21 protein-coding genes are annotated in these 22,255 nt (G+C 64.4%); 13 read left to right on the forward strand and 8 right to left on the reverse strand.

The window, feature by feature from the left end; genetic code table 11:
- Positions 1 to 4: 4 nt before the first annotated feature.
- From ACP15K_RS13435 to ACP15K_RS13450, 4 genes are all read right to left on the reverse strand, one after another.
- The gene (locus tag ACP15K_RS13435; protein ID WP_193141323.1) at positions 5 to 1,369 is read right to left on the reverse strand and encodes a cbb3-type cytochrome c oxidase subunit I; all 1,365 of its coding nucleotides are present in this window, start codon (positions 1,367 to 1,369) and stop codon (positions 5 to 7) included.
- 20 nt (positions 1,370 to 1,389) lie between these two features.
- Positions 1,390 to 1,842, reverse strand: a complete 453-nt coding sequence (locus tag ACP15K_RS13440; RefSeq protein ID WP_193141322.1) for a c-type cytochrome — start codon at positions 1,840 to 1,842, stop codon at positions 1,390 to 1,392.
- Positions 1,843 to 2,102: 260 nt separating this feature from the next.
- The gene (locus ACP15K_RS13445; RefSeq protein WP_193141321.1) at positions 2,103 to 3,302 is read right to left on the reverse strand and encodes an NnrS family protein; all 1,200 of its coding nucleotides are present in this window, start codon (positions 3,300 to 3,302) and stop codon (positions 2,103 to 2,105) included.
- Entirely contained in the window at positions 3,299 to 5,410 is a 2,112-nt protein-coding gene (locus ACP15K_RS13450; protein ID WP_424990750.1) for a 4Fe-4S binding protein, read from the reverse strand. Before ACP15K_RS13450 ends, ACP15K_RS13445 begins: the two co-directional genes overlap by 4 nt.
- 110 nt (positions 5,411 to 5,520) lie before the next feature.
- Between ACP15K_RS13450 and ACP15K_RS13455 the strand changes: the two genes are divergently transcribed.
- The 11 genes from ACP15K_RS13455 to ACP15K_RS13505 all read left to right on the forward strand — a co-directional run bounded on the left by ACP15K_RS13455 (position 5,521) and on the right by ACP15K_RS13505 (position 15,202).
- Positions 5,521 to 7,275, forward strand: coding sequence for a nitrite reductase (locus ACP15K_RS13455; RefSeq protein ID WP_226925809.1), 1,755 nt, complete (start codon positions 5,521 to 5,523; stop codon positions 7,273 to 7,275).
- An 87-nt stretch (positions 7,276 to 7,362) separates the two neighbouring features.
- Complete coding sequence (gene cobA / locus ACP15K_RS13460; protein WP_424990751.1) at positions 7,363 to 8,157, forward strand: uroporphyrinogen-III C-methyltransferase; 795 nt, start codon at positions 7,363 to 7,365, stop codon at positions 8,155 to 8,157.
- Positions 8,150 to 8,452 (forward strand): c-type cytochrome, encoded by a 303-nt coding sequence (locus ACP15K_RS13465; protein ID WP_193141319.1) that lies wholly within the window; start codon positions 8,150 to 8,152, stop codon positions 8,450 to 8,452. Before cobA ends, ACP15K_RS13465 begins: the two co-directional genes overlap by 8 nt.
- On the forward strand, positions 8,449 to 9,597 hold the full coding sequence (locus tag ACP15K_RS13470; RefSeq protein ID WP_193141318.1) for a cytochrome D1 domain-containing protein: 1,149 nt from the start codon (positions 8,449 to 8,451) through the stop codon (positions 9,595 to 9,597). Before ACP15K_RS13465 ends, ACP15K_RS13470 begins: the two co-directional genes overlap by 4 nt.
- Before the next feature lie 2 nt (positions 9,598 to 9,599).
- On the forward strand, positions 9,600 to 10,592 hold the full coding sequence (locus ACP15K_RS13475; RefSeq protein WP_193141317.1) for an AsnC family transcriptional regulator: 993 nt from the start codon (positions 9,600 to 9,602) through the stop codon (positions 10,590 to 10,592).
- Entirely contained in the window at positions 10,589 to 11,044 is a 456-nt protein-coding gene (locus ACP15K_RS13480; protein WP_193141316.1) for an Lrp/AsnC family transcriptional regulator, read from the forward strand. Before ACP15K_RS13475 ends, ACP15K_RS13480 begins: the two co-directional genes overlap by 4 nt.
- On the forward strand, positions 11,041 to 11,529 hold the full coding sequence (locus tag ACP15K_RS13485) for an Lrp/AsnC family transcriptional regulator (protein ID WP_424990752.1): 489 nt from the start codon (positions 11,041 to 11,043) through the stop codon (positions 11,527 to 11,529). Before ACP15K_RS13480 ends, ACP15K_RS13485 begins: the two co-directional genes overlap by 4 nt.
- 3 nt (positions 11,530 to 11,532) lie before the next feature.
- Positions 11,533 to 12,747: a heme d1 biosynthesis radical SAM protein NirJ gene (nirJ, locus tag ACP15K_RS13490; RefSeq protein WP_424990753.1), complete on the forward strand. Its 1,215-nt coding sequence runs from the start codon at positions 11,533 to 11,535 to the stop codon at positions 12,745 to 12,747.
- Positions 12,722 to 14,269 carry a cytochrome D1 domain-containing protein gene (locus ACP15K_RS13495; protein ID WP_424990754.1) on the forward strand — a complete coding sequence of 516 codons (1,548 nt, stop codon included), beginning with the start codon at positions 12,722 to 12,724 and terminating at the stop codon, positions 14,267 to 14,269. Before nirJ ends, ACP15K_RS13495 begins: the two co-directional genes overlap by 26 nt.
- Positions 14,226 to 14,969 carry a cobalamin biosynthesis protein CbiX gene (locus ACP15K_RS13500; protein WP_424990755.1) on the forward strand — a complete coding sequence of 248 codons (744 nt, stop codon included), beginning with the start codon at positions 14,226 to 14,228 and terminating at the stop codon, positions 14,967 to 14,969. The genes ACP15K_RS13495 and ACP15K_RS13500 overlap by 44 nt, the downstream gene beginning before the upstream one ends.
- Positions 14,966 to 15,202 (forward strand): hypothetical protein, encoded by a 237-nt coding sequence (locus ACP15K_RS13505; protein WP_193141311.1) that lies wholly within the window; start codon positions 14,966 to 14,968, stop codon positions 15,200 to 15,202. Before ACP15K_RS13500 ends, ACP15K_RS13505 begins: the two co-directional genes overlap by 4 nt.
- A gap of 152 nt (positions 15,203 to 15,354) precedes the next feature.
- Here the strand turns inward: ACP15K_RS13505 and ACP15K_RS13510 are convergent, their stop codons facing one another.
- The gene (locus ACP15K_RS13510) at positions 15,355 to 16,359 is read right to left on the reverse strand and encodes a ParB/RepB/Spo0J family partition protein (RefSeq protein WP_424990756.1); all 1,005 of its coding nucleotides are present in this window, start codon (positions 16,357 to 16,359) and stop codon (positions 15,355 to 15,357) included.
- Complete coding sequence (locus ACP15K_RS13515) at positions 16,356 to 17,558, reverse strand: AAA family ATPase (RefSeq protein WP_193141309.1); 1,203 nt, start codon at positions 17,556 to 17,558, stop codon at positions 16,356 to 16,358. The genes ACP15K_RS13510 and ACP15K_RS13515 overlap by 4 nt, the downstream gene beginning before the upstream one ends.
- 739 nt (positions 17,559 to 18,297) lie before the next feature.
- On the opposite strand from ACP15K_RS13515, the gene ACP15K_RS13520 reads away from it, so the two are divergent.
- Positions 18,298 to 19,317, forward strand: coding sequence for a replication initiation protein (locus ACP15K_RS13520; RefSeq protein WP_424990757.1), 1,020 nt, complete (start codon positions 18,298 to 18,300; stop codon positions 19,315 to 19,317).
- A 215-nt stretch (positions 19,318 to 19,532) separates the two neighbouring features.
- On the opposite strand, the gene ACP15K_RS13525 is transcribed toward ACP15K_RS13520, so the two are convergent.
- Positions 19,533 to 19,748, reverse strand: a complete 216-nt coding sequence (locus ACP15K_RS13525) for a hypothetical protein (protein ID WP_193141307.1) — start codon at positions 19,746 to 19,748, stop codon at positions 19,533 to 19,535.
- Positions 19,749 to 19,969: 221 nt separating this feature from the next.
- On the opposite strand from ACP15K_RS13525, the gene ACP15K_RS13530 reads away from it, so the two are divergent.
- A complete protein-coding gene (locus ACP15K_RS13530; protein ID WP_424990758.1) occupies positions 19,970 to 20,737 on the forward strand; it encodes a hydroxypyruvate isomerase family protein in 768 nt (255 codons plus the stop codon).
- A gap of 36 nt (positions 20,738 to 20,773) precedes the next feature.
- Here the strand turns inward: ACP15K_RS13530 and ACP15K_RS13535 are convergent, their stop codons facing one another.
- Positions 20,774 to 22,117, reverse strand: a complete 1,344-nt coding sequence (locus tag ACP15K_RS13535) for a metal-dependent hydrolase family protein (protein ID WP_193141305.1) — start codon at positions 22,115 to 22,117, stop codon at positions 20,774 to 20,776.
- Positions 22,118 to 22,255: the final 138 nt, after the last annotated feature.

The following is a 22,255-nucleotide window of genomic DNA, read 5'->3' on the forward strand; positions in this document are numbered from 1 at the left end:
GCTCTCACTCCGCCGGTACCGACGCATCATCCGAGATGACTTCGCGACGCGGCACCCACATGGCATAGATGAACAGCAGGGCGCCGATCACAACCGCCAGGCCCGAGCCGAAGCGCATCCAGTAGAACAGCGCCAGCTGATCCTGAACGTCCATGAAGTACTCGCCACCCACCCGTTGCAGGTGCGTCTGAAGCGTCCCTGCGAAGGTCAGCACGAAGGTCATGAAGGTCATGCCCCCGGCCATCAGCCAGAACGAGGCCATGTTGAGCACCTGGTTGTACGGATCACGTCCGCGCAGGATCGGCATGGCATAGCTGAAGATCGCGAGGTTCAGCGAGACATAGGCGCCGAAGAAGGCCAGGTGACCGTGGGCGGCGGTGATCTGCGTGCCGTGGGTATAGAAGTTCACCCCGTGCAGCGTGTGCATGAAGCCCCAGACACCGGCGCCGAAGAAGGCCAGCGTGGCACAGCCCAGCGACCACAACAGCGCGGCCTTGTTGGGATGGTCCCGGCGGCCCTTCCAGACCATCACGAAGGCAAAGGCCATCATGGCGAAGAAGGGTACCACTTCCAGGGCCGAGAAGATCGATCCGATCCACTGCCAGTAGCCCGGCGTGCCGATCCAGAAATAGTGGTGGCCGGTGCCAAGGATGCCCGAGAACAGCGCGGCGGCGACGATGACATACAGCCATTTCTCGACGACCTCGCGGTCCACCCCGGTCAGCTTCAGCATCAGGTAGGCCAGGATCGAGGCCATGATCAGTTCCCAGACGCCTTCCACCCACAGGTGCACGATGTACCACCAGTACATCTTGTCCAGCGACAGGTTGTCAGGATTGACGAAGCTGAACAGGAACAGCAGCGCCAGACCCCAAAGCCCCAGCAGAAGGATGTTGGTGATCGCGGTCTTCTTGCCCTTCAGCACCGTCATGGTGACGTTGAACAGGAAGATCAGCGCCGCAACGACGATGCCCATCTTGACCCATTTGGGCTGTTCGATGAACTCGCGGCCTTCCTTGCCCAGCAGCCAGTTGCCTTCGAACAGGTTGAAGACATAGGTCAGCACCACGCCCAGCGTACCGACCACGAGGATCAGCAGCTGAAGATAGGCCAGCTTGGTCGAGTACATTTCCCGCTCGGCTTCTTCCGGGATCAGGAAGTAGGCCGCGCCGAAGAAGCCGCACAGCAGCCAGACGATCAGCGAGTTGGTGTGAAGCATCCGCACGATGTTGAACGGCAGAAGCTCGGACATGAAGTTGGGGGAGACATAGATCCACCCGGCCAGCAGTCCGCCCAGTACCTGGATGGCGAACAGGGCCATGGCCACGGCAAAGTAAGCCAGGGCAATTTTCTGAGTTTGGTATTTCATTTTCTTTGTCCTCTCGTCCCTTAGCCCGCGTCGTTCGGCGGCCATCCCTGGGCGTCGATCTTGTCGGTCCAGATCAGGAAGTTGCTGAGGTCACGAATTTCTTCGTCGGTCAGATTGAATTGGGGCATCTGACGACGACCTTCGATCCCGGTTGGCATGGCTTCCATCCAGCCTTTGAGGGTCTCGAAAGCTGCTTCGGGGTCGTCAAGGACGCCCCAGCGAGTCATCACGTTCGCGACCTCGGGGGCAAAGTAGGCCCCTTCGCCCAGGATCGTGTGACAGTTGATACACGCGTGGCGTTCCCACACGTGTTTGCCCGCGGCCACGCTTTCGTTCAGCGTGCTCGCGTCCGTCGATGTGTTGACGATGTAATAGTGAGAGTGGACCGAAAGGCCCACAAAGATGAGGATGAAGAAAAGCGACCCGCCATAGAAGATATTGCGGGCCATGCTTTTGGTCATGACTTCGCGCATTGCGCGCTCCTTTGCGCCGCTTGATGATATGCAGAACTTGCGTCGCCGAGAGCCGACTCGCCTTAACGAAAGTCAAGGGATCGTGAACTCTCTTGAAATTTGAATGTGATGGCCTAATCCATGTCTCGCAGGTCGCGCACAAACGGTCAGAGCCGGGTTCGAAACGCGACCAATAGGAAATAATAGGGATTAGTTTCAGCTATTTGCAGCAGACTGGGGCGGAGGGCCGGGCCCATGGGCCGCCCCTGCCGCACCCGGCGTCAGGCCCGCGATGGAAGCCGGACGTTGGTCACTGCCGGCCAGATTGACACGGTGTACAGAACAAAAACCGCCACCCACAGAACACCCGACGCCAGCACCAGCGGAAAGTACCAATCCGCGGGCAGGGTCGAGGCCAGCCAGCGCAGGACCGCCGCCACGGCCAGCATCAGATAGCCCGCCGCCACCGGGCTTGGGGCCACCAGCGGTCGGCCGGTATGCCCCAGCACGGCGCGGCTCATCACCGCCAGCGTCATGCCGCCCACCGCACCGATCCCCAGGATGTGCAGCGCGGCCACCTCGCTGCCGGTGCCCAGCAGCGACAGCCCCCACAGGATCAGGCCGGCGCCCAGCATGGCCATGCCCAGATGCAGCGCCAGAAGGATCGGCTGGTCCAGGGTCCAGCGCCATTTCCAGCGTGCGATCCGCAGGATCTGCACCGCGCCCGCCAGAACCGCCAGCCCGCCGACCGCCGCCTGTGGCAGTCCGGTCAGCACCGCCAGTGGCAGCACGATGGCCAGCCCCAGCGCGGCCTTCTCGGCCAGCGGTACGGTCACCGGCCAGCCTTCTTCGGGCACGCCCGCACGCTTCATCGCGTTGCGCGTGAACCCCGGCGTCACCCGACCGCCCAGCACCGCGATCATCGCGCAAACCCCCAGCAACCCGCCGCGCATCCCTGCGTCCAGCGTCGCCTTGGTCAGCCCCAGCCATTGCAGGTGCACCATCAGGTTCGACACCCAGATCATCGCGATGAACAGCAGGAACATCATGTTCTGCGGCTTCGGACGCCGCCACAGCTGGCTGCCGATCTTCGCGGCGAGAATCGGCAGAAAGGCCAGATCCAGCCCAGCCACCAGCCACAGCGGCAGCGTGCCGGAGCACCAGATCGCCAACCGTCCGGCCAGCCAGACCCCGGCCGCGGCAGTGATGAACCGGTGCCGCGCCGCCTGTGAACCGGTCCAGTTCGGAACCGCCGTCAGCAGGAACCCCCCAAGGGCCGCCCCGGCATAGCCGAAGATCATCTCGTGGGAATGCCATTGATGCGCCGGCATGCCAAAGGGCATCTCGCTGACCACCGGGCCAAGATAGTGCACCCCCAGCCACATGACCCAGACCAGCATCGACAGGACGCCGAAGGCCCCCGCCGCGAAGAAAAAGACGCGAAACCCCTCGCCGAAGAAAAGCGCTATTCTGGAGGTCATGCTTCCTGCTCCTTTTCGGCGCGGGCCGCGCGCGCCTTTTCGATGGCGGCCTGCCGGGCCGCGTCACTGCGGGCGCGCTTCAGCAGCGTCGGGCAGGTCGTGTCGTCGTTGAAAATGACCTGGCAGCGCAGACAGAGCACGCATTCATTGGGATTGATCCGGCCAAGGGCATCGATGGCGCCGACGGTGCATTTCTGTTCACACAGCCGGCACTCGCGCCCACATTGCGACCGACGGTGCAACCAGTCGAAGATCTTCAGCTTGGCCGGGATCGCCAGCGCCGCGCCCAACGGGCACAGGTAGCGGCAATAGAACCGTTCGATGAACAATCCGGCGGTCAGGATCGCCAGCACCATCAGCACGAACGGCCAGGCCCGGATCATCCGCATCGAGATCGCGGTCTTGAAGGGTTCCGCCTCGGCCAGGGTGATGGCGTCGGACATGGAATAGAAGGACAGCGCCAGAATCGCCAGGAACAGCGTGTATTTCACCGTCCACAGCCGTTCATGGATGGCTTGCGGCACGGCGATCTGCGGCACCTTCAGTTTCTGCGCGATGGCATTGGTCAGTTCCTGAAGCGCGCCGAAGGGACACAACCAGCCGCAATAGACGCCCCGGCCCCAGAACAGCAGTCCCAGTGCGACGAAACTCCACAGGATGAAGATCACCGGTTCGATCAGGAAGGTTTCCCAGTGGAACCCGGTCAGCAGCGATTGCAGGAAAGCCACCACCTGCACCACCGACAACTGGCCGTTGACGCCCCAGCCCAGCCAGACCAGCGTCAGCGTCAGGAAGCCGTAGCGGAAGCTGCGCCACAGCTTCGGCCGGGCCACCAGCGCCTCTTGCGCGAACAGCATCAGCGTCAGGGTGGCGATCATCAGGCCGACCCCGATCACGACGAAGCGCTTGTCACGCCACGTCTTTTCCCACAGCGGCGTGGGCTCGGGCGGCGGCGGCAGAATGTACTGGGACGGCAGCGCATACTCGACCGCCGTGACAAAGCGCAGCTCGGTGCCGTCGCTGGCCGGGCGCGTCGCCGCAACCTCGACCCGGAACGGCGCGATGGGATCAAAGCCGTCGCCCAGCTGGAACACGCTGCGCTCTTTCATCGGCGGCGCATCCTCCAGCCCCAGACGATCGACGCGCAGATAGCCTTCGTCGGTCAGAGCGAAGTGCCGCTCGCCCTGTACCACGGTGATACGGTCGAAGACATGGCTGCGTTTCCACCCGGTTCCACGATGCGACTGCACCCCCTGCGAGCCGATGAACAGCGCCACCTGTCCGGCCCCCAGTCCGCCGACGGCGCGGGTGTACAGGGTCTGGCCCAGCAGGTTCTGCCCGATGGCCGGCGGATCCAGCAGGGCAACGTACAGATCCAGGAACGGCGCGTCGCCGGGGCTGAGCGGTACCTTGGCCTCGGCAAAAGCCGCGGCGGCATCGGTCTTGGTGGTGCCTGCGTAGGCGATGGACCCATCGGCCACCAGCGCGGCCCAGTCCTGCGGTACAAACCCGGTGCGGTCGATTCGGCCAGCGTCGATCACCCCGCGATCCAACGCCAGCGCGCGGGCGCTGCGCAGGATGCCGTCACGAATCACCCCGGTCGACACCGTGGCGCGCGAGATCACGTCCGGCGCATTGGCCTCGGCCGCAGCCGCCGATTCGCGCGGGGCCGCCAGATCGACACCCCCGAAGCCCGCCACGAACCGCGCGATGTCGGCATCCGACAGTCCCAGCGTCAGGATCGGCTCGGAATGGCGCAGCAACTCGGCCCCGGCGATCTTGCCATCCTGGCTGACCGCCACCAGCATCTCGATCGGGCGGCCGGAATAGCCCACCGACCCGGCAATCTCCCAGGTCGACCCGATGTAGCCAAGGGTTTCGCCGCCGGCGGTGGTGACGGACCAGCCTGGCACCGCGCCGTCGTCGGGACGCACCCGGATCGGTTCCTGCGGGTCGAACAGGCGCTCGGCCATGGTTGTCAGCACCTGCACCGAAGGCGTGGTGGTGGTGTCGCGGACCAGCCCGCTCTGAGCAATCGCCATGCTGCCGGGCAGCACAAGCATCAACAGGCAGGTCCAGAGAAACGGGATGTGATGAAGCCGGATCATTGTTTCCGGATACGAAGCGAAGAACTGCCTCACCTTAACCTAAGTCAAGGCGCTCACAGCAATGTGATTCCACGTTCGGCGTGCCTCACCAGCACAACGGAGACACCGTTATGACAACTAAACGAGCCATTCGCGGATCCACGCTGATTGTCAGCGCGGCGATGGCCCTTGGGCTTTCCGCCCTTGGTGCGTCCGCGCAAGACAAACCGGCCGATCACGGGGATGAAGCATCCGCCGCGTATCAGCCGTCGATGACCACACTTGGCGAACTGCAAGTGGAAATCCCCGGCCGCCGCGAAGGCGACCCGGTGATGACAGCCGAAGAGTACCAAGCCGCCAACAAGATCTATTTCGAGCGGTGCGCCGGCTGCCACGGCGTGTTGCGCAAGGGCGCGACCGGCAAGGCCCTGACCCCGGACATTACCCGGGCCAACGGTTTTGAATACCTGCGTGATTTCATCAAGTACGGCTCGCCCGCGGGCATGCCGAACTGGGGCACATCCGGCGACCTGACCGAAGAGCAGGTCGACATGATGGCGCGCTACATTCTGCTTGATGCGGCTGCGCCGCCAGAATGGGGCATGCCCGAGATGCGCGAAAGCTGGAAAGTGATCGTCGCACCCGAGGATCGTCCGAAGGAGAAGATGAACGACATCGACATCGACAACCTGTTCTCGGTCACCCTGCGTGACAGCGGAGAGATTGCCCTGATCGATGGCGCCACCTACGAAATCCACTCGATCATCAAGACCGGCTATGCCGTACACATCTCGCGCATCTCGGCCTCGGGCCGCTATCTGCTCGTGATCGGTCGCGACGCCAAGGTCAACATGATCGACCTGTGGATGGAAGAGCCCGCCACCGTCGCCGAAATCAAGGTCGGTGCCGAAGCGCGTTCGGTCGAAACCTCCAAGTTCGAAGGCTATGAGGACAAATACGCCATTGCCGGTGCCTACTGGCCGCCGCAGTACGTGATCATGGACGGCAACACGCTTGAGCCGCTGAAGATCAAGTCCACCCGCGGCATGGTCTACGACGAACAGGTCTACCACCCCGAACCCCGCGTGGCGGCCATTCTGGCCTCGCACTACAAGCCCGAGTTCCTGGTCAACGTCAAGGAAACCGGCAAGATCCTGATGGTCGACTATTCGGACATCAAGAACCTGAAAGTCACCGAGATCGAAGCCGAACGCTTCCTGCATGACGGCGGTCTGGACAGCACCAAGCGGTACTTCCTGACAGCCGCCAACGCGCGTGGCAAGGTGGCCGTGATCGACACCAAGGAAAGCGCGCTGACCGCGATTGTCGAGACCGAAGGCCAGACACCCCACCCGGGCCGCGGTGCCAACATCATGCACCCGACCTACGGGCCGGTCTGGGCAACGTCGCACCTTGGCGATGACACGATCGCCTTGATCGGGACAGACCCTGAAGGTCACCCCGACCATGCGTGGAAGATGGTTCAGCAGCTTTACGGTCTGGGCGGCGGTTCGCTGTTCGTGAAAACGCACCCGACCTCGAACCACCTCTATGTTGACGCAACGCTGAACCCGGATGCCGAAACTTCCGGCTCGGTCGCGGTCTTCAAGATTGACGAACTGGATCAGGAAGAGCCTGAGTACGTGACGCTTCCGATCGTCGAATGGGCCGAAATTGCCGAAGGACAGCCACGCGTTGTTCAAGGTGAATTCAACCAGGCTGGCAACGAAATCTGGTTCTCTGTCTGGAATGCCAAGGATCTGGAATCGGCCATCGTGGTTGTCGATGACAAGACGCTTGAGCTGAAGAAGGTCATCAAGGACCCGCGCCTGATCACACCGACCGGCAAGTTCAACGTCTACAACACCCGGTCTGACGTTTACTGATCATTCACGTCGTTCCCGGCAGGGGCGGGCCACCGCCCCTGCCACCCCCAATTTTCGCCAAACGTTTCAGCTTACGGGGAATGCGCAATGCCCAGCCTGGGAAAAGTCTGTCTGATCGGAGCCGGTCCCGGCGACCCTGAGCTTCTGACCCTGCGCGCCCTGCGGATGCTTCAGGCTGCGGATGTGGTTGTCTACGACCGCCTGGTTTCCGAAGAAATTCTCGCGCTGTCGCCCGAGGGCGCGCGCCGGTTCTCGGTGGGCAAGGCCCCCAAGGATCACCCCGTCCCCCAGGGTCGCATCAACGAGGTTCTGGCCGAATTCGCCCAGGACGGCCTGACCGTGGCCCGCCTGAAGGGCGGCGACCCGCTGATCTTCGGACGCGGCTCGGAAGAGGCCACCTATCTGACTGCCCTTGGCATCCCGGTGGAATACGCCCCCGGCATCACCGCCGCGCAAGGGGTGGCCGCCGCCACCGGCGTGCCGCTGACCCATCGCGGGCTGGCCACCGGTGTGCGCTATGTCACCGGGCACCGGCAGGCCGATGGCGCGCTGGATCTGGACTGGAAAAGCCTCGCCTGCATCGACACCACGCTGGTGGTCTACATGGGCGTGGCCAATATCGGCCAGATCGCCATGCATCTGATGGCCGAAGGCCTGCCCCATGACACCCCGGTGATGGCCATCGCCAATGCCACCACCCCGCGCGAGCGCCGCCTGTTTTCCTGCCTTGGCCGGATTGCCCCCGACATTTGCGCCGCCGAAATGCAGGCCCCGGTCCTGTTCGTCATCGGCCGCGTCGTTTCCCTGTCCGAGGCCTGTGAGGCCGTCGGGCTGACGGCTGAATGTGACGCGCCAAAAACCGTTCGGGCGGCCCATGCGTAGCCTCGCTTTCCTGCTGGCCTCGACCCTCATGGTCTCGGCGTCCGACATTGCAGACCCCGACGCGCTGGAGCACCTGGTGCTTCAGGATTGCGGATCCTGTCACGGCCTGACCCTGAAGGGCGGGCTGGGGCCGGACATCCGTCCCGACGCCATTTCTCACTACGATCCCGACACGCTGGCCATTGTGGTGCTCGACGGCATTCCCGGTACGGCCATGCCGCCGTGGCGGCCGCTGATCTCCGAAGCCGAAGCACAATGGATCGCCGACTATCTTCTTACAGGTACCCAACCATGAAACTGCTGATCGCCGGCCTGCTGGCCTCTGTCACCCTGACCGCCGCTCAGGCCGGAGAGATCGTTGCCACAGGCGACCTTGGTCTCGTTGTCGAACGCGCCGATGGCGCGCTGCTGCTGGTCGACCGGTCCGAACGCGCGGCCATTGGCCGGATCGAGGGTCTGGGCGACCTGTCGCACGCCAGCCTTGTCTATTCGCCCGACGAACGCTTTGCCTATGTGTTTGGCCGCGATGGCGGCCTCAGCAAGGTCGACATCGTTGAGCAGGCCGTGGTGGCGCGCGTGCTTCAGGCCGGCAACTCCATCGGCGGGGCAATCTCTGACGATGGCGCGCTGGTGGCGGTGTCGAACTACGATCCCGGCGGGGTGCGGATCTTCGACGCCGACACGCTCGACATGGTCGCCGATATTCCCACCGGGTCGAAAACCATCGGGCTGGTCGATGCGCCGGGCCGCCGCTTTGTCTTCACCATGTGGGACAGCGGCGAAACCTGGATCGCGGACATGTCCGGCGACGCGCCCGAGATCACAAAGATCCCCGACATGGGCGCCAACCCCTATGACGCGCTGATCACCAGCGACGGGCGCACCTATATCACCGGGCTGTTCGGCGAGGACGGGATGACCGCGCTGGACCTGTGGCAGGTCCCGCCGGAACCGATCCGCGTGCTGCCCGGCTATGGCCGCGGCTCCGAGGAACTGCCGGTCTACAAGATGCCCCACCTGGAAGGCTGGGCGCTGGCGGGCGGTGAATTCGTCCTGCCGGCCGTCAAGCATCACCAGGTTCTGTGGGTCGATTCCACGACGTTGCAGGAAACCGGCCGCACCGCGACCTACGGCCAGCCGGTCTTTGCCATGGCGCGCCCCGATGGCCGACACGTCTGGGTCAACTTCGCGCATCCGCGCAACGACACCATCCAGGTGATCGACACGCTGACCAAGCAGGTGGTGCATGAATTCAAGCCCGGCCCCGCCGTGCTGCACATGGAATTCAGCCCGCGCGGCAACGAGGTCTGGGTCTCGGTCCGCGACGCCGGCAAGGTCATGATCTACGACACCGCGACCTTCGAAAAGCTGGGCGAGATCGACGCCGCCAGCCCTTCGGGCATCTTCTTCACCGCGCGCGCGCATCGGACGGGGCTGTAGCCATGGACATGACCGTTGATCCCATCGATCTGAGACTGCTGGACGACTGGCAGCGCGACCTGCCGCTGGTGCCCCGCCCCTTCGCCCAGATGGGCGACACGCTGGGCTGCGGCGAGGCCGAGGTGCTCAAACGGCTGGACCGCATGCAGGCAGTGGGGCGGATTTCGCGGGTGGGGGCGACCTTTGCCCCCAACACCATCTCGGCCAGCACCCTGGCCGCCGTGGCAGCCCCCCCCGACCGGATCGAATCCGTGGCCGAGATCATCGGCGCCCAGCCGGGCGTCAATCACAGCTACCTGCGCGAAAACGAATGGAACCTGTGGTTCGTCGCAACCGGGCCGGATCGCGCCCATGTGGACCAGGTTTTGCACGACATCGGGCGCAAGACCGGCCTGCGGGTGCTGGACCTGCGCCTGGTGCGCCCCTTCAACGTCGATCTCGGCTTTCGCCTGACCGGCACGCCGGGCCTGCCCGCGACCCGCCGCGAGGTGCGTCCCGAGGTTCTGGTCCCCGGCGACCGCCGTTTGCTGCAAGTGCTGTCGCACGGGCTGGAGATGGTGTCCCGCCCCTACCTGCGCGTGGCCGAACAGCTGGGCCGGACCGAGGCCGAGATTCTGGACCGTCTGGCGGTGCTGCAAGAGGCCGGCATCCTGGGCCGGCTGGGCGTCATCGTCCGCCACCGCGCCCTGGGCTGGCGGGCCAATGCCATGGTGGTCTGGGACATCAACTCGGACCGCATCGACCAGGCCGGGCCGGTGCTGGCCGCCCACAGCGGCGTCACCCTGTGCTACGAACGCCGCCCGGTGGCCGACGCCTGGCCCTACCGGCTGTATTGCATGATCCACGCCCGCAGCCGCGACGAGGCCCTGGGCGTTCTGACCGGGGCCGCCGCCCTGCCCGAACTGGCGGGGGTGAAGCATCTTGCGCTGTTCTCCAGCCGTTGTTTCAAGCAGACTGGCGCCCTGATCTCGACCAAAGGAACCGCTGCCGCATGACTCAAGATATCGACACCACCGACCGCGCGCTGCTGAACCGACTGCAGGATGACCTGCCGCTGGACCGGCGCCCCTTCGCGGCGCTGGGGCAGGAACTTGATCTGACCGAGGTCGAGGTTCTGGCCCGCATCTCGCGGCTGCGCGACACCGGCTATCTGACCCGCTTCGGCCCGTTCTACGACGCCGCGGCCCTGGGCGGCGCCTTCTGCCTGTGCGCGATGGAAGTGCCCGAGGACCGCTATGAGACGGTGACGGAACAGGTCAACGCCCATTCCGAGGTGGCCCACAACTATGCCCGCGACCATCGCCTGAACATGTGGTTCGTGATGGCCACCGAAAGCGCCGAGGGTATCCAAGCCACGGCGCGCCGGATCGAAGCGGAAACCGGCCTGCAAGTGCTGCTGTTTCCCAAGGAACGCGAATTCTTCATCGGCTTCAGGGTGGCGGCATGACACTGGATGCAACCGATCGCCTGATCGTCGAGGTAACGCAGGCCGGGCTGCCGCTGGTGCCTGCGCCATTCGCCGCCGTGGCCGAAGTTCTTGGCCTGACCGAACCCGAGGTCATCGACCGCATCGCGGCGATGAAAGAGCGCGGCGTGATCCGCCGCATCGGTGGTGCGCCCAATCACTACAAGCTGGGCATGACCGCCAACGGCATGTCTGTCTGGGACGTGGATGACGCGCTGGTGGATCAGTTGGGTGAAAAGATCGGCGCCCTGCCCTTCGTCACCCACAGCTACCGCCGCCCCCGCGCCCTGCCCGTCTGGCCCTACAACCTGTTCGCCATGGTGCACGGCTCGACCCGCGACGAGGTCGATGCCAAGCGCGCCGAGATCGCCGCGATTCTGGGCGACGCCTGCCGTGGCAGCGACATTCTGTTTTCCACGAAAATCCTGAAAAAAACCGGCCTGCGACTGCGCCGCAAGGAAGGATAGACCATGTTTCGCCTCACCGAGTACATGCACCAGCTGGTCACCCCCACACCGGTCCGCGCCCGCCGCGGCTCCGGCCCCGTGAAACCGGTGGTGATCTGGAACCTGACCCGCCGCTGCAACCTGAAATGCCGGCACTGCTACACCGTCTCGGCGGATGTGGATTTCCCCGGAGAGCTGAGCCACCAGCAGGCCATGGACACGCTCGACGATCTTGACCGCTTCGGCATTCCGGCGCTGATCCTGTCGGGCGGCGAGCCGCTGGACCGCAAGGATCTGTTCGACCTGGCCGCCCGCGCCCGGCCGATGGTCAGGATGCTGGCGCTGTCCACCAATGGCACCAAGATCCACGGCGAGAATGCCGACCGCGTGGCCGAGGCCGGATTTGACTATGTCGGCATCTCGATCGACGGTATCGGGGCCACCAACGACTGGTTCCGCGGCGTCGAGGGTGCCTTTTCCGATGCCCTGCGGGGCGTGCGCGAATGCAAGAAGCGTGGCATCAAGGTCGGGCTGCGCTTCACCCTGACCGAGTCGAACCACCGCCACCTGCCGGACCTGCTGCAACTGTGCGACGACGAAGGGGTCGACAAGTTCTACCTGTCGCATCTGGTCTATGCCGGGCGTGGCGACAAGAACCGGGGCGAGGATGCCGCGCATCAACGCTCGCGCCGGGCCATGGATGTGCTGATCGAGCGCAGCTGGGCAGGGGCCGCCGACGGCTTCCCGCTGGACATCGTGACCGGCAACAACGATGCCGACGCGGTGCATTTCCTGAACTGGGTCGAACGCAATTTCGATGCCGCCGAACACGCCAATGTGCGCGACCACCTGGAAGCCTGGGGCGGCAATTCCTCGGGTCTGGGGGTCGCCAACATCGACACCCAGGGCAATGTGCACCCCGATACCTACTGGTCGGACTACACCATCGGAAACGTGAAAAAAAACCCGTTTTCAGAGCTTTGGACAGGTCCCGATCCGATGCTGGCCAAGCTGCGCACGCGGCCGCGCCCGCTCAAGGGGCGCTGCGGTGCCTGCGCCTATCAGGCCGTCTGCGGCGGCAACACCCGCATCCGCGCCCTGCAACTGACCGGCGATCCCTGGGCCGAAGATCCGGCCTGCTACCTCAGCGACGCCGAGATCGGCGTGGCCGAGGGCGACCGCCTTACCGTGACCCCCTTCCGAGGAAAACGACATGATCCGGTTCACCGTTTCCATTAGTGCGGCCCTGTTCGCGGCCACCTCTCTGGCCGCAGATCCCGCAAGCGACTATGCCGATCACTGCACCGACTGCCATGGCCCCAGCCGTCTGGGCGCCCTGGGTCCGGCGCTGATTCCGCAGACCCTTGGCCGGATGCGCGGCCCCAACCTGGAGGCGGTGATCCGCGACGGCCGTGCCGCCACCCAGATGCCGGGCTTTGCCGAGGTGCTGGACACCGACCGTATCGCCGCGCTGGCCGACTACCTGCGCACCCCGCTGGACGATGTTCCGGCCTGGGGCGAGGCCGAGATCGCCGCCAGCCGCACCCTGACCCCGGACTACGCCGCCGCCGAAGCGCCGGTCTGGTCCTCGGACCCGATGAACATCACCCTGGTGGTGGAAACCGGCGACCATCACGTCAGCGTGCTGGATGGCGACACCTTCGAGGTGCTCGACCGGTTCGAAACCCCCTTTGCCGTGCATGGCGGCCCGAAGTTCAGCCCCGACGGGCGCTATGTCTTCATCATGTCGCGCGACGGCTGGGTGCAGAAGTACGACCTGTGGTCCCTGTCCGAAGTGGGCCGGGTCCGCGCCGGTCTGAACAGCCGCAACATCGCCATGAGCCACGATGGCAAATGGCTGGCCGTTGCCAACTACCTGCCGATGACCCTGACCCTGCTGTCGACCGAGGATCTGTCGGTTACCCGCGTGATGGAGGTGATCGGCAAGGACGGCACCCCCAGCCGGGTTTCGGCGGTCTACCAGGCCCCGCAACGCAAAAGCTTCATCCTTGCGCTGAAGGACGCCCCCGAAATCTGGGAGGTCGCCACCGATCCCAACGCCGAGCCGGTCTACGAAGGTTTCGTGCACAGCCGCGAGAAGGACATGGTCGAGGCCATCGCCTCCTCCGAAGGGCTGTTCGCCCGGCGCCGGATCGAGGTTACCGAACCGCTGGATGATTTCTTCTTTGACGACGACTATCGCAACCTGATCGGGGCCGCCCGCGACGGGCGTCGCGGGGTGGTGGTCAACCTCAACGTCGGGCGCGAGATCGCCGAACTGCCGCTGGACGGCATGCCGCATCTGGGCTCGGGCATCTCGTGGGATCGCGACGGCCGCCGCGTCATGGCGACACCGCACCTGAAAGAGGCCAAGCTGTCGGTCATCGACACCGAAACCTGGGAACGGCTGACCACCATCGAAACCGAAGGCCCGGGCTTCTTCCTGCGCAGTCATGAAAACACGCCCTACTTCTGGGCCGATGTCTTCTTTGGTCCCAACCGCGACGTCATGCATGTGATCGACAAGCAGAGCCTCGAGATCGTCAAGACCCTGCGCCCGGTGCCCGGCGCCACCGTCGCCCATGTGGAATTCACCCGCGACGGACGCCATGCGCTGGTGTCGGTCTGGGAGGATGACGGCGCGGTCATCGTCTATAACGCCGCCACGCTGGAAGAGGTCCGCCGCCTGCCGATGCGCAAACCATCCGGGAAATACAATGTCTGGAACAAGATCACCTTCTCTGAAGGCACCAGCCACTGAGGCCATCCTGGTCTCGCACGGCCAGCCCTCGGACCCGGCCCCGGCCGAGGCCCGGCTGGCCGAACTGGCCGCCAAGGTCGCGGCCCGGATGCCGGGGCGCCGCATTGGCGCGGCCACATTGGCGGCCAAGGGGTCCGTCGAGCGCGCACTGGACGGTGCGCGCGACGATGTGCTGATCTATCCGCTGTTCATGACCGAAGGCTGGTTCACCAACACCGCCCTGCCCGCCCGTCTGGGCCTGCCCGCCGCGCGCGTCCTGCCGCCGCTGGGCAGCGATCCGGCCTTGCCGGACCTCACCCTTCGGATGCTGTCGGACGCGGCCTCCAGCGCCGGTTGGAGCGCCTCAGAGACCGAAGTTCTGGTCGCGGCCCACGGATCGGCGCAGGGCGCGGTGCCCGCCGCCTGCACCCGGCGCTTTGCCGAGGCCTTGCGTCAGGCCGGAACCTTCGCCCGGATCGAGGTCGCCTTCCTGGAAGAACCCCCCCATATCCACACGGTGGCGGCAGGCTTCGGACCCAAGGCGATCTGCCTGTCCTATTTCGCCGCCGACGGCGGCCATGTCACCGACGACCTGCCCGCCGCCCTGAGCGCGGGCGGCTTTCGTGGCCCCACCCTGCCGCCGCTGGCCCTGTGGCCGGCCATCCCTGCCCTGATCGCCGACGCCCTGTGCGCCGCCGCCCGCCTGGAACACGCCTCATGACCGACACCGACGAGAAATGGACCCGCAAACGGCTGGCCATCGTGCTGTACCCCTTCGCGGCGGGGGCCGTGGCCATCAACCTGTTCATGCTCAGCCTGATGGGCCAGGCCATCGGTCTGTCAGCGCTGTCGCCGATGCTGACACTTGGGCTCAGCATTCCGCTGGGGATTCCGGCGACCTGGTGGGCGGCAAAATGGGTGCGCGGTCTGATGGACGAGGCCGAGGGCAAATAGCCGGACGGCGGGTCTTGCGGCCCGCCTGCCCTGCCCTGTCGTGACCATCTTCAAAGCCTTGCCTTGGCAAACTGGCCGCAGCAGATCCGTTGCTAAACTGATGAACCAACTGTTTTTAAACGGTAAAACCGTCTTCTTGCCAGTTGGCAACTTCACTTTCCAAAGCGATCCGCCATGTAGCGGGCAAAGGCTTCTTCCAGTGCGTTGCGGCTCAGGCTGTCCGAAAACTCCATGACCACGCTGCGGCCCTTCTTGCGCACCGTGATGCCGCTTTCCCCCGGCCCCCGGCGATACAGCGTGCCGCCCTGCCCTTTCGGTTTCGCCGGTTTGACCGCCGCCTTCAACGCCGCCAGAACCTGCGCGCCATCGCTGGCCCGCCCCTGTTCTTTCGCCGCCACCAGATCCACCGCCGCAGACAGAACCCTGGCCCGATCCGCCGGCCGCGCCAGAAGCGGTTTCAGCTGGCGGGCGTGCAGCTCCTTGATGTCGGTGATGGCACCATAGGCCGCGACGATCTCGGGCGGCAGTTTGGCCAGTTGCAGATAGCGCGACAGCCAGCCCTCCGAGACCTCAAGCCGTGCCGCCATCGCCTTCTGCTTGCCGCCGTAATAGCGCTCAAGCGCGGCGGCATAGTCGCGGGCGCGTTCGAAGTCGCTGATGTCCTCGCGGTCGCGGTTCTCGATATCGGCCAGGCGGAAGGCCTCTTCATCCGACAGGTCGCGCACATCCACCAGGTACTTGAACTGCGGATAATTGTTGGCCCGCAGCCAGCTGACGGCGAAATGCCGACGCGCACCGCAGATGACCTCATAGGCCTGCGCCCCGCCATCGCTGACCCGCCGGACGATGGCGGGAAATTCCTGCCGCCCCTGCGCGCGGATGCCGTCGATCAGATCGCGGCAACTGTCCTCGGTCAGCAGGTCGTAGGCGCGGTTGTGATGTTCCCACATGCGGCATTCGGCCGGGTCCACCCATTTCAGGGTCTTTTCCTCGATCTCGCCCGACAGCCGGTCGCCGATGGTGGTGGACCGCTTCAGGAAGCGCGCCCCGCCCCGGTCTTTCGGGGCCGCCGGTTCGGGCGGCGGCGTCGCCTCCGTGGGCTGTGCGTCCAGCCCGCTGAGAATGTCGTCAAACAGTGCGTCGTGCTTCTTGCTCACAGGATCCCCTCCTTGCGCAGGTCCGAATGGTGGCTCGGCCAGGTCTTGCGGATCAGTGTCTCCACCTCGCGCCCCACCGCATCCAGATAGGTGCGGCAGCGCTTGTGGGTCTCGGTCCGCCGGGCTGGCCCCGTCAACTCGTATACCGTCTTCAGGTTGGCCGTTGCGTTGTCGATCTCGGCACTGTCCTTGAGCACCGATTGCAGAACGTCATGCGGAAACACCGCGTCCATCATCCGCTTGATCGCCACATGCGCCGACTTCTGGTCGTCCATCTTGGTCGCCACGATCTTGACGAAGGCATAGGACCGCGCGCCGCCATGTTCCGAAATCTCGCCCAGCGTCGCCGCCATCATCTTCAGGAAATGCGCGGTCGAGGCGAAGTCGATGTTGTTGGGCGGTGCCGGGATCAGCAGCGCGTTGGCCGCCCGCAGCACCGACAGCGACAGCATCCCCAGCGCCGGCGGCGGATCCAGCAGCACGATGTCGAACTGGTCCTGGATCGACTCGACCCCGTCTCGCAGCTTGTCCAGCACGAAGGTGTGGTCGCGGGCCATGCGGGCGGCGAATTCATACTCGGCATCATACAGGCCCAGGTTGGCCGGGATCAGCGCGATGCCCGGCCAATAGGTGGCGCGCAGCGCGTAGTGCAGCGTCGCCGGGCCGCCGTGGCGGAAGAACGGATAGAGCGTGTCTTCATCCTCGTCGACATCCACGTCGGGGTTCAGCCCGAAGACGGCGGTGGTCGAGGCCTGGCTGTCGCAATCGATCACGCAGACGCGGTAACCTTTCAGTGCGAAGTACTGCGCCAGATGGGTCACCAGCGTGGATTTGCCGACGCCGCCCTTGAAGTTCTGCACCGCCATGACCAGCGGCGGATCGCCGGGCGCGCGGTGCGGCAGTGTGCCGAAGACCTCGCGCATCCGGTTGACCTCGGCCAGCGAATAGCCGGTGCGGCGGCCGGTTTCGGGATCCTTCTGCGGCTCTGGCAGGCGGCCATCGGCCTCGGCATCCCGGATCAGCTTTTCCGAGCGGCCGACCATTTCGGCGGCGGAGCGGACATTGAAACTGAGCTCGAGCTGTTTCTCGCTGCCGGGCGCATAGACGCGGTCGCGCAGGCGGTTCATGACCGTGTCGGCGCGGGTCGAGAGGTTTTGCAATTCGGAAAGCGTAACGGGGGGGAGAACCTGGTTGTCCATGGTATCCTCGAATGGTGACGCTCGAATCATGCGGGACGGGGCGCACCGCCGCAAGTGCGATAATTTTCGGAAATCAACGAAAAAAGCGGAAGTTGCAGATGTATCCCGGAATGAGTGGAATTTCGGGGCAACAGCGGCCCGGTTCGGAGATTTACGGGTGAAATTGGCGCAAACCTCTCGATTTGTAAGGCGGAGTGTGCCGATCCGGGAGTTATCCCCAAACCCCAAGCAAAAAACACCAGCACCCGCAGGGATTCTAGATTCTAATTGTTCCATGTTCAGGACGGTTAAGTCTCTGTCTTTGCGCACAACTTTCCGCCAATCGCTACTTCATGGGTGACTACGGCCTACGTTTGGGGTGGGCAAAGCTTACGGATGGGGTTGGCTGCGCCTACGTCTGGGGTGTGGAATCACCCTTACATTTTGGGTGCGCGCAGACCCCTGTAAAACAAGCATTTTCTGGTTGATCTTGGGTGAATTCCGAGTCCGGGGGCGAGTCGGCCCGAGTCGCAAACCTTACGGATTGGGTGAGCCGGCTCTGGTGGCATTGCTGTTTAAAAGATACATTTGGGCCTATTCATGTGTAAGACTTGGCGATACGGCGGCGGGCGTTGCGGCCAGACCCACGAGATCTGCCGCCGGGATCGCCGCGCTGCCCGCGCAAGTGCTTTACCGGGGCAAAGCGCCTTGGTAGCTTACATCCAACAAACTACAAACGTAAGAGAATCGAGTAGCGCGCGTGGCAGCCGACCGTTCCTATCGCACCCTGGACGCCCGACCCAATGCCGAAAGCCTCGTCAAACCGGGGGAATTGGTGGATCTGGTCGAGGTGACTCCGCTGACATTGGCAGATCGGCGGATCTATAACCAGCTTCTGGAAAACGCCTGGGACGGGATCGAGAAGCCGGTGACCCATGTGATCGCCAAGGCCGAGTTGCGCGGTTCGCACAATGCCAACGATCGCATCGGCGAAAGCCTGGAACGGCTGATGTCGGCCATCGTCAAGATCCAGGTGAACTGGGACGGCGAAGAGGCGATCGAGCGGGTGCAGCTTCTGGGCGGCAATATCGAGACCCTGCGCCGCGACGGTCTGGTCGAATATGAAATTCCGGCGCGGCTGCGCAAGATCATCAAGCATTCGTCGGTGTTCGCGCGGTTGCAGCGCGAGGTGATGTTCGCGCTGACTTCGAAATATGCGCTGACGCTGTACGAGATGGTGCAGAAGCGCGGCAACCTGAAGTACCGCGCGTCCGAGAAGTTCACTCTTGAGGCGCTGCGCGGGGTGCTGGGGGTGCCCAAGGGCAAGCTGACCAGCTGGTCAAACCTGAACCTGCGCGCCATCAAGCCCGCCGTGGCCGAGGTCAACGCGCTGAGCGACTATGTGGTGCAGATCGAACCGATCAAGACCGGGCGCCGGGTCACCCATGTGGAGCTGCGCTGGTGGCGCAAGGATCGCGACGGGGTGGATGCGGCCGAACGCGAGGTGAGCTTCTCGAAGGTCGGGCGCAAGGCGCGGGTGGCCGGAGAGGTGGAGCCCGAGGTGTCGACGCTGAAGCCGCGTCCGGCCTGGCTGGACGGGCAGGGCAGGGCGCTGCGCACCGAGACCTATGAGACCGCCAAGCTGCGCCATCCCGGCTATGACATCTACTTCGTGGAAAGCGAATGGCGGGCCTGGTCCACGGGTCGCGAGCCGGCGCGTGATCCCGACAAGGCGTTTCTCGCGTTCTTCAGAAAGTTCTCGGAAAACAACCCGTTGTAGTGAAATTGCCAATTGGCAATTTTCGGGCGGGCAGGGGGTGTTGGCGCGCAGTCTGGGTTGTGTGCATTATGGTCAATAAATGACCATAAGAATCTGCAAGACTCTGGCCCCGCGCAAACAACACGACCCCGGCAAAACCCGTCAGGACAGGCAAAATGCCTGCGACAGACCTACGGGTTTTGGGGGTCGATCTTGTGGGGGTGCCGATGACAGTGTCAGTTTGTCAGCGCATCGAAGTTTGAGGTGTCCACATCCGCGACGGCCTCGCGCCCGATGGCATCGAAGTCGGTCTCGCGCTTGACCTCTTCTGAGACCTCTTGTGCCTCGGCGGCAGCGGCGCCAGCTTGAGCGGCTGTGCTGACCTGGCTTTCACTCAGACCGCATCCCGACAGCGCGAACAGCAACAGCGAGGGTGCCAACAGGTACTTCATTGTGATCTCCTGGATCTTGGGACGGAAATGTCCCGGCGACGATCTAGGGCGACTTCGTCAATGTCAATTCCGGGGCGCAGGTTTGCGGGCCGGTGGTGGCGGGCAGGGGTCTGGAAGGCGCCTGAAACGCCATCGAAGCGCTTGAGGATCCCGCCCGGTTGGCGATGATGGCCGGGGGGGCGCCGCGCCCTTGTGGGCAAGTTTGACGTGGAGTGGGACGCATGAAGTTTTCAGCCAACCTGGGGTTTCTGTGGACCGAAAAGGCCTTGCCAGACGCCATCCGCGCGGCCCATGCCGCCGGTTTCGATGCCGTGGAATGCCACTGGCCTTATGAGGTCCCGGTGGCCGAGGTTGTCGCGGCGTTGAAGGACACCGGCCTGCCGATGCTCGGGCTCAACACACGTCGCGGGGATGTCGGGGCAGGGGACGTCGGCCTTTCCGCGCTGCCCGGCCGGGCAAGCGATGCCCGCGCCGCCATTGACGAGGCCATCGCCTATGCCACGGCCGTCGGGGCGGGCAATGTGCATGTGATGGCGGGGATGGCCAGCGGTGCGGCGGCGCGGGATGCTTTTGTTTCGGCGCTGGATCATGCCTGCACGCGGGCCGCGCCAGAGGGGATCACCATCCTGATCGAACCGCTCAACCCCCATGATGCGCCGGGCTATTTCCTGTCCACCACCGGGCAGGCGGTGGAGATCATTGCGCAGGTCGGGGCGCTCAACCTGAAGCTGATGTTCGATTGCTACCACGTGGCGCGGACCGAGGGCGACGTGATCGGCCGGCTGAAAAGCGTCTGGGGATCCATCGGCCATATCCAGTTCGCCGCGGTACCCGACCGGGGGCCGCCCGATCAGGGCACGCTGGACTATTCCCAGGTCTTCCGGGCAATCGCCCGGATGGGATATCAAGCCCCGCTTGGTGCCGAATACAAACCCGGCCCCGACACCGGTGCCAGCCTTGGCTGGATGCCCAAGCTGGCCCCCGAATGATCCGCGCGGCGTCGGGGGATGCCGCGCGGGGCAGGCTCAGTTCAGCGCGTTCTTGTAGATCACGCCATCTTTCATGATGACGTCGAAGTTCGCGTCAGGATCGCTCACCAGATCAAGATCGTCCAGCGGGTTGCCATCCACAAGGATCAGGTCGGCATAGGCGCCTTCTTCGATCACCCCCAGCGGCCCCATCGGGTAGGGTGTAAGATTGCCCGACAGCGCCAGGAGGTCGGCATTGTCGCAGGTGGCCATCTTCAGCGCCTCGTAGGGCGTGAACCAGTTTTGCAGTTTGGCAAGCTGCGCGCCCTGCCGCTTGGCAAGATCCGCGCTGAACAGCGTGTCGGTGCCGAAGGCGATCTTCACGCCCAGTTCCTTGGCCGTCTTGTAGACAAAGTCGGTGCCATCGGTGACGGAATCGTATTTCGCCTTCTGGAACGCGTTCAGGGCCGGGGCGTCCTCGTCGTCCAGAAAGGGCTGCATGCTGAGCCAGACATCGTTCTCGACGAAGCGTTGCAGGGTTTCGCGGGTCGACATGTGGCCGTGCTCGACGCTTTTGACGCCGGCGTCGATGGAATGGTTGACGGCCTCGTCATTGATGGCGTGGGTCAGCACGTAGGTGCCCCAGTTTTCCGCCTGTTCGACCGCCGCTTCCAGTTCGGCCCTGGTGTATTGGATCGTGTGGATCGGATCATAGCTTGAGGTGACGCCGCCGCCGGCCATCAGCTTGATCTGCGTCGCGCCCTGCATCAGGTTTTCGCGCACGCGCTTGAGCACCTCGGGCACGCCGTCGGCGATGTAGAACATGTCCGAGGTCTCGAAGGAATGAAGCTTGTCCGGCGTGGCGGGCACATCCCGTGTCATCCGGAAATCCATGTGCCCGGCGGTTTGCGAGATGGCAGGGCCCGAGGGAAACACCCGTGGTCCTTCGATCAGGCCCTCATCGGTGGCGCGGGCAATATCGAACATCGGGCCCGCCGTATCGCGCACCGTGGTGAACCCGCGATACAGCGTGTCGCGCTGTGCGGCCGCGGTCAGAAGGTTCCAGTAACCTTCGTTGGTGGTCATGAGCTTGCCGATTGTCGCCGTCGCATAGACCCCGTGCCAATGGGCATCGATCAGGCCGGGTATCAGCACATGCCCATCCGCGTCGATGACGGTGGCGAATTCGGGCGGTTCCAGATCCGCGCCGATCCGGGAAATCATGTTGCCGGCGATATAGACGTCCTGACCTTCCAGTAGATCGGGGGAGCAGCCGGTAAAGATGCTCGCGCCGCGGATCAGCACGGCATTTGGGGCGCCTTCCGACCCGGTTTCCTGCGCAGAGGCACAGGCGGTGGTGAGGGTTGCGGCGGTGCAAAGCAGAACAGCCAGGTGGCGCATCGTTTTTCTCCAGCATTGGCGATGGGCGAGGGATGTCCGGCGGCGGTGGCGCGGCGACCGCATGGCCCATCGTGCCCGGCGCAACAGGTGGCCGAGGTCTGACCCAATGGGTAAGACATGGGGGCAGACCTGTAAACG

Origin of the sequence: Fluviibacterium sp. S390, assembly GCF_049800695.1 — a bacterium.
GTDB lineage: Bacteria > Pseudomonadota > Alphaproteobacteria > Rhodobacterales > Rhodobacteraceae > Meridianimarinicoccus.

Coding starts and splice junctions, on each gene's coding strand:
- ACP15K_RS13435 (WP_193141323.1), bottom strand. CDS start 1,369: ATGAAATACCAAACTCAGAAAATTGCCCTGGCTTACTTTGCCGTGGCC.
- ACP15K_RS13440 (WP_193141322.1), bottom strand. CDS start 1,842: ATGCGCGAAGTCATGACCAAAAGCATGGCCCGCAATATCTTCTATGGC.
- ACP15K_RS13445 (WP_193141321.1), bottom strand. CDS start 3,302: ATGACCTCCAGAATAGCGCTTTTCTTCGGCGAGGGGTTTCGCGTCTTT.
- ACP15K_RS13450 (WP_424990750.1), bottom strand. CDS start 5,410: ATGATCCGGCTTCATCACATCCCGTTTCTCTGGACCTGCCTGTTGATG.
- ACP15K_RS13455 (WP_226925809.1), top strand. CDS start 5,521: ATGACAACTAAACGAGCCATTCGCGGATCCACGCTGATTGTCAGCGCG.
- cobA (WP_424990751.1), top strand. CDS start 7,363: ATGCCCAGCCTGGGAAAAGTCTGTCTGATCGGAGCCGGTCCCGGCGAC.
- ACP15K_RS13465 (WP_193141319.1), top strand. CDS start 8,150: ATGCGTAGCCTCGCTTTCCTGCTGGCCTCGACCCTCATGGTCTCGGCG.
- ACP15K_RS13470 (WP_193141318.1), top strand. CDS start 8,449: ATGAAACTGCTGATCGCCGGCCTGCTGGCCTCTGTCACCCTGACCGCC.
- ACP15K_RS13475 (WP_193141317.1), top strand. CDS start 9,600: ATGGACATGACCGTTGATCCCATCGATCTGAGACTGCTGGACGACTGG.
- ACP15K_RS13480 (WP_193141316.1), top strand. CDS start 10,589: ATGACTCAAGATATCGACACCACCGACCGCGCGCTGCTGAACCGACTG.
- ACP15K_RS13485 (WP_424990752.1), top strand. CDS start 11,041: ATGACACTGGATGCAACCGATCGCCTGATCGTCGAGGTAACGCAGGCC.
- nirJ (WP_424990753.1), top strand. CDS start 11,533: ATGTTTCGCCTCACCGAGTACATGCACCAGCTGGTCACCCCCACACCG.
- ACP15K_RS13495 (WP_424990754.1), top strand. CDS start 12,722: ATGATCCGGTTCACCGTTTCCATTAGTGCGGCCCTGTTCGCGGCCACC.
- ACP15K_RS13500 (WP_424990755.1), top strand. CDS start 14,226: ATGTCTGGAACAAGATCACCTTCTCTGAAGGCACCAGCCACTGAGGCC.
- ACP15K_RS13505 (WP_193141311.1), top strand. CDS start 14,966: ATGACCGACACCGACGAGAAATGGACCCGCAAACGGCTGGCCATCGTG.
- ACP15K_RS13515 (WP_193141309.1), bottom strand. CDS start 17,558: ATGGACAACCAGGTTCTCCCCCCCGTTACGCTTTCCGAATTGCAAAAC.
- ACP15K_RS13525 (WP_193141307.1), bottom strand. CDS start 19,748: ATGAAGTACCTGTTGGCACCCTCGCTGTTGCTGTTCGCGCTGTCGGGA.
- ACP15K_RS13530 (WP_424990758.1), top strand. CDS start 19,970: ATGAAGTTTTCAGCCAACCTGGGGTTTCTGTGGACCGAAAAGGCCTTG.
- ACP15K_RS13535 (WP_193141305.1), bottom strand. CDS start 22,117: ATGCGCCACCTGGCTGTTCTGCTTTGCACCGCCGCAACCCTCACCACC.